The organism is Streptococcus peroris ATCC 700780 (genome assembly GCF_000187585.1).
In the GTDB taxonomy this organism is placed as follows: domain Bacteria; phylum Bacillota; class Bacilli; order Lactobacillales; family Streptococcaceae; genus Streptococcus; species Streptococcus peroris.
This window is the reverse complement of record NZ_GL732463.1, coordinates 295,191-308,029: the sequence shown is the minus strand read 5'-3', so window position 1 is coordinate 308,029 and position 12,839 is coordinate 295,191. Positions and strand designations below refer to the sequence as shown.

Here is a 12,839-nt window from a genome sequence, read left to right as displayed (position 1 = left end):
AAGACTAGAAACCTATTTGATTTCTAGTCTTTTTTATCTTTTAACAATAAAGCACAAACAAGATGCGAAGTGTTGTGCACGAAATTTGTGACCTAATTGGCTATATTTAACTTCCTTAATGTTACGACACGAAGAGGCGAAAACGATTATTTTTCGCCGATGAGTTAGTAAGGCAGTTAGCTAGACTGCTTTCTAACTATATCGATTTTATTTGCCAAACGTAGTTAGTGAGGCAGTCAGGTCACTTTCTACCCATCACGACGTAAAGTTTTACGAATCGATAATATTCGTAAAACTTTACTAGTGGAGCGCCTAGCCAAGTTCCATAGAAACTTGGCGTTAGTTACTTAGATTGTTACACAATCAAGTAACTTTGGCAATCTACATCTTTTCTTCCAACTCCACATCTGGATACTTGTCCGCAAACCAACGGAGGGCAAAGTCATTCTCAAAGAGGAAGACAGGTTGGTCAAAGCGGTCTTTGGCCAAGATGTTTCGGCTTGAAGACATACGCTCGTCAAGGTCTTCTGGCTTAATCCAGCGAACGGTCTTTTTACCCATTGGGCTCATGACTACTTCGGCATTGTACTCATTTTCCATCCGGTGTTTAAAGACTTCAAACTGCAATTGACCAACAGCACCAAGCATGTATTCGCCCGTTTGGTAGTTGGTATAAAGCTGGATAGCTCCTTCTTGCACCAATTGCTCAATCCCTTTGTGGAAGGATTTTTGCTTCATGACGTTCTTAGCTGACACTTTCATGAAGATTTCAGGAGTAAAGGTTGGTAGAGGTTCAAATTCAAACTTGTTCTTCCCAACAGTTAGCGTATCTCCAACCTGGTAGGTCCCTGTATCATAAACTCCGATGATATCTCCTGCTACCGCATTGGTCACATTTTCACGACTTTCCGCCATAAATTGGGTGACATTAGAAAGTTTAGCTCCCTTACCAGTACGAGGGAGATTAACACTCATACCACGCTCAAATTCACCCGATACAATACGAACAAATGCGATACGGTCACGGTGTCGAGGGTCCATGTTGGCTTGAATTTTAAAGACAAAACCTGAGAAATCCTTATCATAAGGGTCGACAAGTTCACCGTCTGTTTTCTTGTGCCCATGAGGTTCTGGAGCAAACTTGAGGAAGGTTTCAAGGAAGGTCTGCACCCCAAAATTGGTTAGAGCTGAACCAAAGAAGACCGGAGTTAATTCACCCGCAAGGATGGCTTCCTCTGAGAATTCATTTCCTGCTTCTTGCAAGAGCTCGATGTCGTCTTTCACTTGCTCGTAGAAAGGATTGCTAGCAAATAGCTTATCCCCATCTTCCAGACTGGCAAAACGCTCGTCTCCTTTGTAGAGTTCCAAGCGTTGGTTATAAAGGTCATAAAGTCCCTCAAAGGCTTTCCCCATCCCGATTGGCCAATTCATTGGGTAACTGGCAATGCCCAAAACTTCTTCCAATTCTTGCAAGAGATCTAGTGGCTCACGGCCGTCACGGTCCAACTTGTTCATAAAGGTAAAGACGGGGATGCCACGGTGTTTGACAACCTCAAACAATTTCTTGGTTTGGGCCTCAATCCCCTTGGCAGAGTCTACGACCATGACGGCAGCGTCCACCGCCATCAAGGTACGGTAAGTATCTTCTGAGAAGTCCTCGTGCCCTGGGGTATCTAGGATATTGACCCGTTTGCCATCATAGTCGAACTGCATGACAGATGAGGTTACCGAAATCCCACGTTGTTTCTCGATATCCATCCAGTCAGATTTAGCGAAGTTTCCTGTCTTCTTTCCTTTGACCGTTCCGGCTTCCCGAATCTCTCCCCCAAAGTAGAGCAATTGCTCTGTAATCGTCGTTTTACCAGCGTCCGGGTGAGAGATGATGGCAAAGGTACGGCGTTTCTTAATTTCTTCTTGAATAGTCATAAGTTCTCTATCTTTCTAATTTTTTTAATTATTTTAATTCCTAATCACTCTTTATTACATTGGACTCTAAAATTCCTTTCAACACTCCATTATATCGGATTTTAGAGAGTTTTTCAATTGCTTACACAAGAAAAAGCAGGTCAAGATACTAGACCTGCTCATAAGATTCTTTTGTTGACTATTTAAATTTTTCATTCTTCATATTTCTTCGCAAATCAATTGTTTCTTGCGCAATTTTCTTTTTCCAACGTTTCTTAAACAAAATATCAAAGAGTACTAAGGCTGAAGAAAGAATGATTGAAACCAGAAGGTATTTTATCCAAATAGGAGCATCTGGGATAAAAGGCGTGGTATTCAAGAGTCCGTAATTCCCACCTGTCACTTGATTAACTCCAACTAGAAAAAGATTGAGAATAAATGTGTAAGCGATAATGCGATACTTTTTCAGCAAGGTCTTGTCGTAGTGGTTCATAAGATAGACCAAGGAATTGACCAAGAGGGCATAATGACCAATGAGAAAAGAAAAACTGGTAATATGCGGGAAATCATAGGGATCAAAAACTGGATAGCCTAAAGCAAATACTGCTCCACTGGCTCCCATTAGGGCAAAATACTGCTTGGTTTTCCATTTATCTGGTAAGAAAACAACTGCAAACATTGCCAAACGACAATGGTAAAGAGGCAGGCTGTTCGAAAATGGAATGCTAAAACCTATATACCAAGTATAAAGAGCTAGCAATTGCGCTATTTGAATCCACTTAAACAATCGGACAAATTTGGGATTTTTGTAGTAAGTAAGAGAAGCATAAATAGACAAGGCAAGAAGGCCTATCATAACTCCATACCAAAAAATCGGAATAGGCGGTGGTGTCGTTTGGGTTCTTGTAATAAAATGATGCATAAAGTCTCCTTAAGTTAACGAATTCAGTTGTATATTAACTATTCTTATGTTTATATTTAACGAGTTGATTGATAAGGATGAGAATACCTGTCATTAAACTGGTTACTATCAAATAGTTAAGCAAACTACCATGATCCCCAATCACAGGTGGCTTGCTCATAAAGCCATAATTTCCTCCTGTCAAGAGGTTGGCTATCAAAATAATGGAATTAACTCCAAGAGTCATCCGGCATATTTTCCAAGTATCCCCTTTTTCAACTTTATAATATCTAACAAGATAAATCAAGCAGTTAGCAAAGAGGGCCCAATGTCCGAAAACATTGTTGACAGACGAAACATGAGGGAAAGGAAAAGGATAAAAGACTGGATAAACCAAGGCCATAATAGAACCAAAGACTCCCAACAGAGCAAAATATTGCTTGAAAAAGGTCTTATTAGGGGCAAAAAGAATCATCCACATAGCCATGCGACTATGGTAAAAAGGGAGAGCCTCAGATAGGGGCAGACGTGCAGCAATATACCAAGCGTTGATAATCAGCAACTGAATCAATTGTCCCCAATACCAAAAGTTTCTGTAACCTTTAGATGATGCGAAACGAATCGATAAAACAGCTATGATTACCAAAGACGTAGGTAATAAAAAGTACCAGAATCCCAAGTGTGGAGGAACTGTCTTTTTACTGGTAAAAAGTAACTCCCAAAGCGTCATATGTCATCCTTAAAGTGTTCTAGTTGAGTCAATTCTCCATCTTGTTTATCAACTAGAATCTACCGTTATTCTTTTTTCTAATTTCAACCATTATATCGAAATAAAAAGTATTTTTCAATTTCCGCTTCTTTTCAACTTGACTTGCCTTATTTATAGGAAAATATGGTAAAATAGAACAGATAAAGAATCATCATTTCACGAAAGGATAGAAGATGAAAATTACGCAAGAAGAGGTGACTCACGTTGCCAATCTTTCTAAATTAAAATTCACTGAAAATGAAACAGCTGAGTTTGCGACAACCCTGTCTAAAATTGTTGACATGGTGGAATTGTTGGAAGAAGTGGACACAACGGGTGTTGTTCCAACAACGACCATGGCTGATCGTAAGACAGTATTGCGTCCGGATGTTGCTGAAAAGGGGACGGACCGTGACCGCTTGTTCAAAAATGTACCTGAAAAAGATAACTACTATATCAAGGTGCCAGCTATTCTAGACGAAGGAGGAGATGCTTAATGACTTTTAATAACAAAACCATTGAAGAGTTGCACAATCTCCTTGTTTCTAAGGAAATTTCTGCAACAGAACTAACACAAGCAACTCTTGAAGATATCAAGGCGCGTGAAGAGGCTATCAATGCCTTCGTTACGATTGCTGAGGACCAAGCTCTTGCTCAGGCTAAAGCTATTGATGAGACTGGAATTGACGCTGACAATGTTCTTTCAGGAATCCCGCTAGCTGTTAAGGACAACATCTCTACTGATGGTATCCTGACAACTGCAGCCTCAAAAATGCTGTATAACTACGAGCCAATCTTTGATGCGACAGCGGTTGCTAATGCAAAATCTAAGGGCATGATAGTTGTTGGTAAAACAAATATGGACGAGTTTGCCATGGGGGGTTCTGGTGAAACATCTTACTATGGACCAGCCAAAAATGCTTGGGACCACAGCAAGGTTCCTGGTGGATCTTCTAGTGGTTCTGCAGTTTCTGTAGCATCAGGTCAAGTTCGTTTGTCCCTTGGTTCTGATACTGGTGGTTCTATCCGCCAACCTGCTGCCTTCAACGGGATTGTTGGTCTTAAACCAACTTACGGAACGGTTTCTCGTTTCGGTCTTATTGCATTTGGTAGCTCCCTAGATCAGATTGGTCCTTTTGCACCAACTGTTAAAGAAAATGCCTTGCTTCTCAACGCTATTGCTAGCGAAGATGCAAAAGACTCTACTTCTGCTCCAGTCCGCATTGCTGACTTTACTTCAAAAATCGGTCAAGACATCAAGGGCATGAAAATCGCTTTGCCTAAGGAATACCTTAGCGAAGGAATTGACCCAGAGGTTAAAGATACTATCCTTAATGCGGCCAAACACTTTGAAAAATTGGGAGCAACTGTCGAAGAAGTTAGCCTTCCACACTCTAAATACGGTGTCGCCGTTTACTACATCATTGCTTCATCTGAAGCTTCATCAAACTTACAACGATTTGACGGGATTCGCTATGGTTTCCGTGCGGAAGATGCTAAAAACTTGGATGATATCTATGTGAACACTCGTAGCCAAGGATTTGGTGACGAAGTCAAACGCCGTATCATGCTTGGAACTTTCAGCCTTTCATCAGGTTACTACGATGCCTACTACAAGAAGGCTGGTCAGGTTCGTACCCTCATCATTCAAGACTTTGAAAAAGTATTTGCAGACTACGACCTCATCCTTGGTCCAACAGCTCCAAGCGTGGCCTTTGATTTGGATTCACTTAACCATGATCCTGTTGCCATGTACTTAGCGGATCTCTTGACAATTCCTGTCAACTTGGCTGGTCTACCAGGAATTTCAATTCCTGCAGGATTTGCTCAAGGTCTTCCCGTTGGTTTGCAATTGATTGGTCCTAAATACTCTGAAGAAACCATTTACCAAGCCGCTGCTGCTTTTGAAGCAACAACAGACTACCACAAACAACAACCCGTGATTTTTGGAGGTGCTAACTAATGAACTTTGAAACAGTCATTGGACTTGAGGTCCACGTGGAACTCAACACCAATTCAAAAATTTTCTCTCCAACATCAACCCATTTTGGCAATGAACAAAATGCCAATACCAACGTGATTGACTGGTCCTTCCCAGGGGTACTTCCTGTCCTCAATAAAGGTGTAGTTGATGCTGGTATCAAGGCAGCTCTTGCCCTCAACATGGACATCCATAAGAAGATGCACTTTGACCGTAAGAACTACTTCTACCCTGATAATCCTAAAGCCTACCAAATTTCTCAATTTGATGAACCAATCGGTTATAACGGCTGGATTGAAGTGGAACTAGAAGACGGAACCACTAAAAAAATCGGAATTGAACGTGCCCACTTAGAAGAAGATGCTGGTAAAAACACCCACAGCCCAGATGGTTTCTCTTATGTCGATCTTAATCGTCAAGGGGTACCATTGATTGAGATTGTATCTGAAGCCGACATGCGTTCTCCTGAAGAAGCCTATGCTTATCTAACAGCCCTTAAAGAAGTTATCCAATACACAGGCGTTTCTGATGTTAAAATGGAGGAAGGCTCTATGCGTGTAGATGCCAATATTTCTCTTCGCCCTTATGGTCAAGAAGAATTTGGTGTCAAGACTGAGTTGAAAAACCTCAACTCCTTCTCAAACGTTCGTAAAGGTCTTGAATACGAAGTCCAACGTCAGGCTGAAATCCTTCGTTCAGGTGGTCAAATTCGTCAGGAAACAAGACGTTACGATGAAGCCAACAAATCAACCATCCTCATGCGTGTTAAAGAAGGTGCTGCAGACTACCGCTACTTCCCAGAACCTGATCTACCACTCTTTGAAATATCAGATGAGTGGATTGAGGAAATGCGGACTGAGTTACCTGAGTTTCCAAAAGAACGCCGTGCTCGCTACGTATCTCAACTTGGCTTATCAGACTACGATGCTAGTCAGTTGACGGCTAACAAAGTCACTTCCGACTTCTTTGAAAAAGCTGTCGCACTTGGCGGCGATGCTAAGCAAGTCTCTAACTGGCTCCAAGGTGAAGTCGCTCAATTTTTGAATGCCGAAGGTAAAACACTGGAACAAATCGAGTTGACTCCAGAAAACTTGGTAGAAATGATTGCCATCATCGAAGACGGAACTATTTCATCTAAGATTGCCAAGAAAGTCTTTGTTCACCTCGCTAAAAATGGGGGTGGTGCTCGCGAATACGTCGAAAAAGCAGGATTGGTACAGATTTCAGACCCTGAAGTTTTGATTCCAATCATCCACCAAGTCTTTGCAGATAACGAAGCAGCCGTTGCTGACTTCAAGTCAGGGAAACGTAACGCTGATAAAGCCTTTACCGGATTCCTCATGAAAGCAACCAAAGGTCAAGCCAACCCACAAGTAGCTCTCAAACTACTTGCCCAAGAATTGGCTAAGTTGAAAGATAACGAATAAAGTATACTTATATAATAGCCCTTTCTACTGGAAAAATAAACTTGTATAAGGAGAACCTATGAATAAGTTTTTAAAATTTTTATTTGCTTTTGTCGTTCTTGCAATGTTAGGAGCCTCTGTATTACAACTCTTTTTCCCATCCTATATGGCTAGCCACTCAGGTTACGGGTTCTCAGTAGGATGGCAGAGAGAAATCGGGATTTGGAATCTAGCTGTTTTAATCATGATTGTCGCTGCAAATCTAAAATACGACTGGTTTTACTTGCGAGTGATTCTCCTATCTCTCATTATTGGTGGAGCCGGAATAGGCACCAACCACCTCGTCAATTTTATGGACTCTCATTCTCCCGTAAATGCCATCGGTGCAATCGAAAATTACCTCTTGGTATTCGGATGGATCCTTGGTTGGGCAATTGAAGACCACACTAGGAAAAACAACTCACATAGTTAGGAGACATATGAAAAAGTTATATACTCTTATCGCGACTTGCTTGCTTCTACTATTTGTGACACCCCTACAATCAATCGATGCTGGGGTTGGACATTCACGAAGTGGTAGCTCTAGTCGTAGTAGTTCACGTAGTAGCAGCTCTAGCCGTAGTAGTTCACGTAGTAGCTCTAGCCGCTCAAGTGGCAATAATTCCTCTTACAGAAGTAGCTATTATTCTGACGGCAGTTACTCAAGTTCAGGTGGTTCTCTAGGTACTGGAATGACCATTCTTATCATGTTTGGTGTCGGAGCTTTCCTACTCTACATGCTCATCAAGTACCTTAACGACCAGAATACTCCACCTGAAACACCGTATAGAAGACATACTACTAACTACGAGCCAGAGCCAACTAGCCATCGTAGGGTTGAAAATAATAACCAAGCTATCGATCGACTCAGGTATCACGATCCAAACTTTGATGCCTCTACTTTCACTTCATGGGCTAAAGAAGTATACATTCAGCTACAAGCTGCATGGACTAAAAAAGATTGGAATGCCGTTCGTTCTCTAGAAAGCGCAAGTCTCTACAAACAACACAGCACACAACTAGAAGATTATATCCAATCTAAAACAACGAATGTCTTAGAACGAGTTTGTGTTGAAAATGTTAGAATCAAAGATTTCAATAGTAATCCAGATGGAAATGATACTTTAGTCGTTATTTTATCATCTACCTTGAGAGATTACGTCGTTGAAGACGAAAGTCGTAAAGTCATCGAAGGTAACCCTCAAAAAGATCTATTCACCGTTTACCAAATGAACTTTATCCGTAAACACGGTAGCCAAACTGAATCAACTGTTCAAGAGAATGCCGTCAGCGACCACTGTCCAAACTGTGGCGCACCACTAAAAATATCAGCCATTAGCAAATGTGACTATTGCGGTGCTGAATTAACACGTAGTCCAAACCAATGGGTACTAGATACCTATGATGTTGTGGATGAAGATGAACTTTATAACTAGGAGAAATAATTATGGGATTTATTCGAGCTGCCCTATCTGCTGGGCTTAATAGTTTTAACGATAGCAAATTTAAAGAAGCTGTTGTGCTTCCAAATGACGTATCATCAGATGCTGTAGCCATTAAAGGCCAACGACTTGCAAAAGACCCTGATGGTCAATCTAGACAAAGCAATCAAAATACCGGTCTTCTTACAGACGGTAGTGTTGTCATTGTTCCTCAAGGCTACGTTGCTATCTTGGTCAATAACGGAACCTTCCTAGGAGATGTCTTGGAAGCTGGTAGCCATGAATGGCAAGCAGGAGATAATGCTTGGCTTCTTGAAAAAGGTGGCTTAAAAGGAACTTGGGAAAACTTTAAAAACCGTTTCTCTTTTGGAGGACAAGTCATTACCCAACAAGAAATTATCTATGTACGTATGCAACCTCTTGCTGGTAATAAATTTGGTACTCAAAACGCTGTCGAATACTTCAGCGAACGCTACCAACAACTGCTCAATATCCGTTTCTATGGACTATTTGACGCTAAAGTTTCCGACCCGGTGCTCTTTTATGTTAGCTCTGTTAGCCACCAAATTACAGAGCAAAAACCATTTACCTTGCAAGATGTGGCCCAAGGCACACTTCGACAAAATATCGCTCCAAAAATTGCCATTGCAATTGCCAAGTACACCAACGAAAACAAAGTCGATATCTATAGCTTAAATGCTAATCAAGATACCTTTAACGAAGTAGCAAAACAAGAGGTCAATAAAGTTTGGACAGGTCTTTATGGTATCGAAGCAACTAACATCTTGCTTGAAGACCTCAGCTATGACCAAGAAAGTTTAGATATTGTTCGTAAGCTTGATAGTGAACTTGTAGCTATGAAATACAACACAATCGAGATTGAAGAACGTCGTGCTCGCAATGAAGCCCTTGTTGCTGCAGCTAATAACGAAGGCAACGGTAGCAATGGCATGAACATGTTTATGGGAATGAATCTTGGACAAGCTCTTGGCGGTCAACTTAACCAACAAGCCCAACCTCAAGCTCCTGTTCAAAATAATGGACAGGCTCCAGCTCAAAACAATGGGCAAGCTACAAGTAAGAATTTCTATATTGAAGTCGATGGCAAGTACGTACTAGTTACCAAAGATGAAGACGGGAATATCGTTCCTGTCAACTAATCAGGAATCATCAGATATTTGAGAATTGTCAACGTTTATGATACAATAAAGAGTAAATTATTTATTAAAGAGGTAAAAACATGATTGAAGCAAGTAAATTAAGAGCTGGTATGACATTTGTAACAGCAGATGGAAAATTGATTCGAGTTTTGGAAGCAAGTCACCACAAACCAGGTAAAGGAAATACCATCATGCGTATGAAATTGCGTGATGTCCGTACTGGATCTACATTTGACACAAGCTACCGACCAGAAGAAAAATTTGAACAAGCGATTCTTGAGACTGTCCCAGCCCAATACTTGTACCAAATGGACGACACAGCTTACTTCATGAATACAGAAACTTATGACCAATACGAAATCCCTGTAGTCAATGTTGAAAATGAATTGCTTTACATTCTTGAAAACTCAGAAGTAAAAATTCAATTCTACGGAAGTGAAGTGATCGGAGTCACTGTACCAACTACAGTTGAATTAACTGTCACAGAAACTCAACCATCTATCAAGGGAGCTACTGTTACCGGATCTGGTAAACCTGCAACTCTAGAAACAGGTCTTGTCGTAAACGTTCCAGACTTTATCGAAGCTGGACAAAAACTTGTTATTAACACTGCAGAAGGAACTTACGTTTCTCGTGCCTAATCTCTAGAAAGAGGTCATTCTATGGGAATTGAAGAACAATTAGGCGAAATCGTTATCGCCCCACGTGTACTTGAAAAAATCATTGCTATCGCTACTGCTAAAGTTGACGGAGTCCATTCTTTTTCAAATAAATCAGTATCTGACACCCTTTCAAAACTTTCACTTGGTCGTGGCGTCTATCTAAAAGAATCTGAAGAAGAACTAACAGCTGATATCTATCTCTATCTTGAGTATGGTGTCAAGGTTCCTAAGGTTGCAATGGCTATTCAAAAAGCTGTTAAAGATGCTGTTCTTAACATGGCTGATATTGAACTCTCTGCCATAAACATTCACGTTGCTGGTATTGCACCAGATAAGACACCAAAACCAGCATTGACAGACTTATTTGATGAGGACTTCCTCAATGACTAGTCCATTATTAGAATCTAGACGTGAACTACGCAAGTGCGCTTTCCAAGCTTTGATGAGTCTAGAATATGGTTCTGATATAGAAACTGCTTGTCGTTTTGCTTATACTCATGATCGAGAAGACGATGAGGTCAAACTTCCTAGTTTCCTAATCAATCTTGTGACTGGTGTTCAAGCTCAAAAAGAGGAGCTAGATAAACAAATTACTCAACATTTAAAGGCTGGTTGGACAATTGACCGTTTAACCTTAGTAGAGAAGAATCTCTTACGTTTAGGAGTTTTCGAAATCACTTCTTTTGATACTCCTCAACTCGTAGCTGTGAATGAAGCTATTGAACTTGCAAAAAGCTTTTCAGATCAAAAATCTGCCCGTTTCATCAATGGACTACTCAGTCAATTTGTAACTGGAGAAAACTAACCCCCGAAAAAGTGCTTGACTCAGATCAAGCACTTTTTACTTCAATCCAATCAGTTACGAATAGAGCCTTTTATAAACAATATAAAAAAGCTAGAACTTTTATTTTGTTCCAGCTTTTTGTATTGATATCAATATTTTCTAAAACGTTGGTAACGTTCTTCAATGAGTTGTTCTAGTGGAAGTTTCCCAAGTTCAGCGAGTTCTGCTTGAAGTTGTTCTTTTACTTGCTTGATTAAATCTTTACTTGATAGGCCCACCTCAGAGATAACCTTATCAACAATCTTCATATCTAACAATTCAAAAGAAGTAATTTTCATCAACTCTGCAGCTTCCATGGCACGACTGCCATCCTTCCAAAGGATAGAGGCAAAGCCTTCAGGACTGAGAACTGCATAGATAGAGTTTTCCAACATCCAAACACGGTTTGCTACAGCAAGAGCGAGGGCCCCACCAGAACCACCTTCTCCGATAATAATGGCAATAATTGGCACCTTAAGATCGCTCATCTCCATAAGGTTGCGGGCAATAGCTTCGCCTTGTCCACGTTCTTCTGCTCCTACACCGGGATAGGCACCAGCCGTGTTGATAAAGGTTACAACAGGACGACCAAATTTTTCAGCCTGCTTCATCAAGCGAAGGGCTTTTCGATAACCTTCAGGATGAGGTTGTCCAAAGTTACGGTTAAGATTATCTTGTAAGCTTTTACCTTTTTGGATTCCAACAACAGTTACTGCTTGGTTTCCCAACCAACCGATACCACCAATAACAGCACCATCATCTCGGAAAGAGCGATCACCATGTAGCTCTACAAAGTCATCAAATATTCCTGTTGCGAAGTCCAAGGCAGTTAAGCGGGTTTGTTCACGTGCTTCTCTGACGATTTTTGCAATATTCATCAACATTCCCCCTTATGTAACCTTACTAATCGAGCAATCATATCTGGCAATTCTCTCCGTTTAACAATCGCATCCACAAATCCATGTTCTAACAAAAACTCTGCCTTCTGGAAATCCTCTGGCAAATCTTCCCTCACGGTATTTTCAATGACACGACGTCCAGCAAATCCTACTAAACTTTGAGGCTCTGCCAAGATGATATCACCTTCCATAGCAAAGGAAGCCGTAACACCACCAGTTGTTGGATCAGTAAGGATTGTTAGGTAAAAGAGACCTGCATTGGAATGACGTTTGACTGCTGCAGAGATTTTAGCCATCTGCATCAAACTCATGATTCCTTCTTGCATACGTGCTCCACCAGATGCTGTAAACAAGACGACTGGTAATTTTTCAGCTGTCGCGAATTCGAACAATCTTGTGATTTTTTCACCAACTACTGTTCCCATAGATGCCATGATAAAATTAGAATCCATGATTCCGAGAGCAACTTTTTCGCCCTTAATCAAAGCAGTTCCAGTAACAACAGCTTCATCAAGGCCTGTTTTTTCACGCATAGAAACTAATTTTTTCTGATAACCTGGAAATTCCAAAGGATCCTTTGTCTCAATTCCTGTAAACATCTCTAAGAAGCTACCCATATCGATGGTTAAAGCAAGACGCTCTTGAGCTGAAATACGGAAGGTATAGCCACAGTGAGGACAAATCCGATCACTCCCCAAATCTTTTTGGTAGATGGTGTGTTTACAACCCGGACATTTTGAGAAGAGTTCATCTGGAACCTCAGGTTTTGCTTGGGGCTTTTCTCTAATTGAACGATTGGGATTAATCCGAATATATTTATCTTTTTTACTAAATAGAGCCATACATCCCCCTTTTAGTTCTCATACTCTTTTT

14 protein-coding genes are annotated in these 12,839 nt (G+C 40.8%); 9 read left to right on the top strand and 5 right to left on the bottom strand.

Annotated elements, in window-relative coordinates:
- Positions 1-381 precede the first annotated feature (381 nt).
- The 3 genes from HMPREF9180_RS03460 to HMPREF9180_RS03450 all read right to left on the bottom strand — a co-directional run bounded on the left by HMPREF9180_RS03460 (position 382) and on the right by HMPREF9180_RS03450 (position 3,536).
- Complete coding sequence (locus HMPREF9180_RS03460) at positions 382-1,926, bottom strand: peptide chain release factor 3 (protein ID WP_006145034.1); 1,545 nt, start codon at positions 1,924-1,926, stop codon at positions 382-384.
- 178 nt (positions 1,927-2,104) lie between these two features.
- A complete protein-coding gene (locus HMPREF9180_RS03455) occupies positions 2,105-2,827 on the bottom strand; it encodes a YwaF family protein (RefSeq protein ID WP_006145033.1) in 723 nt (240 codons plus the stop codon).
- Between the two features lie 34 nt (positions 2,828-2,861).
- Complete coding sequence (locus HMPREF9180_RS03450) at positions 2,862-3,536, bottom strand: YwaF family protein (RefSeq protein WP_006145032.1); 675 nt, start codon at positions 3,534-3,536, stop codon at positions 2,862-2,864.
- Positions 3,537-3,748: 212 nt separating this feature from the next.
- Here HMPREF9180_RS03450 and gatC point away from each other — a divergent pair, with 212 nt between their 5' ends.
- The 9 genes from gatC (at position 3,749) to nusB (ending at position 11,049) form a co-directional block, all read left to right on the top strand.
- Positions 3,749-4,051 carry an Asp-tRNA(Asn)/Glu-tRNA(Gln) amidotransferase subunit GatC gene (gene gatC, locus HMPREF9180_RS03445; protein ID WP_006145031.1) on the top strand — a complete coding sequence of 101 codons (303 nt, stop codon included), beginning with the start codon at positions 3,749-3,751 and terminating at the stop codon, positions 4,049-4,051.
- The gene (gatA, locus tag HMPREF9180_RS03440) at positions 4,051-5,517 is read left to right on the top strand and encodes an Asp-tRNA(Asn)/Glu-tRNA(Gln) amidotransferase subunit GatA (protein WP_006145030.1); all 1,467 of its coding nucleotides are present in this window, start codon (positions 4,051-4,053) and stop codon (positions 5,515-5,517) included. Before gatC ends, gatA begins: the two co-directional genes overlap by 1 nt.
- Entirely contained in the window at positions 5,517-6,962 is a 1,446-nt protein-coding gene (gene gatB, locus HMPREF9180_RS03435; RefSeq protein ID WP_006145029.1) for an Asp-tRNA(Asn)/Glu-tRNA(Gln) amidotransferase subunit GatB, read from the top strand. Before gatA ends, gatB begins: the two co-directional genes overlap by 1 nt.
- 58 nt (positions 6,963-7,020) lie before the next feature.
- The gene (locus HMPREF9180_RS03430) at positions 7,021-7,413 is read left to right on the top strand and encodes a DUF6790 family protein (protein ID WP_006145028.1); all 393 of its coding nucleotides are present in this window, start codon (positions 7,021-7,023) and stop codon (positions 7,411-7,413) included.
- Positions 7,414-7,420: 7 nt separating this feature from the next.
- The gene (locus HMPREF9180_RS03425; protein ID WP_006145026.1) at positions 7,421-8,416 is read left to right on the top strand and encodes a zinc-ribbon domain-containing transport protein; all 996 of its coding nucleotides are present in this window, start codon (positions 7,421-7,423) and stop codon (positions 8,414-8,416) included.
- A gap of 11 nt (positions 8,417-8,427) precedes the next feature.
- Positions 8,428-9,582: an SPFH domain-containing protein gene (locus tag HMPREF9180_RS03420; protein ID WP_006145024.1), complete on the top strand. Its 1,155-nt coding sequence runs from the start codon at positions 8,428-8,430 to the stop codon at positions 9,580-9,582.
- 80 nt (positions 9,583-9,662) lie between these two features.
- Positions 9,663-10,223 (top strand): elongation factor P, encoded by a 561-nt coding sequence (gene efp, locus HMPREF9180_RS03415; protein WP_006145022.1) that lies wholly within the window; start codon positions 9,663-9,665, stop codon positions 10,221-10,223.
- Positions 10,224-10,244: 21 nt separating this feature from the next.
- Positions 10,245-10,634, top strand: coding sequence for an Asp23/Gls24 family envelope stress response protein (locus HMPREF9180_RS03410; protein WP_006145021.1), 390 nt, complete (start codon positions 10,245-10,247; stop codon positions 10,632-10,634).
- On the top strand, positions 10,627-11,049 hold the full coding sequence (gene nusB / locus HMPREF9180_RS03405) for a transcription antitermination factor NusB (protein ID WP_006145020.1): 423 nt from the start codon (positions 10,627-10,629) through the stop codon (positions 11,047-11,049). The genes HMPREF9180_RS03410 and nusB overlap by 8 nt, the downstream gene beginning before the upstream one ends.
- Positions 11,050-11,177: 128 nt before the next feature.
- On the opposite strand, the gene HMPREF9180_RS03400 is transcribed toward nusB, so the two are convergent.
- Together HMPREF9180_RS03400 and accD are read right to left on the bottom strand one after the other, a co-directional pair.
- The gene (locus HMPREF9180_RS03400) at positions 11,178-11,945 is read right to left on the bottom strand and encodes an acetyl-CoA carboxylase carboxyl transferase subunit alpha (protein ID WP_025168604.1); all 768 of its coding nucleotides are present in this window, start codon (positions 11,943-11,945) and stop codon (positions 11,178-11,180) included.
- Positions 11,945-12,808: an acetyl-CoA carboxylase, carboxyltransferase subunit beta gene (gene accD, locus HMPREF9180_RS03395; RefSeq protein WP_006145017.1), complete on the bottom strand. Its 864-nt coding sequence runs from the start codon at positions 12,806-12,808 to the stop codon at positions 11,945-11,947. The genes HMPREF9180_RS03400 and accD overlap by 1 nt, the downstream gene beginning before the upstream one ends.
- Between the last annotated feature and the right edge of the window lie 31 nt (positions 12,809-12,839).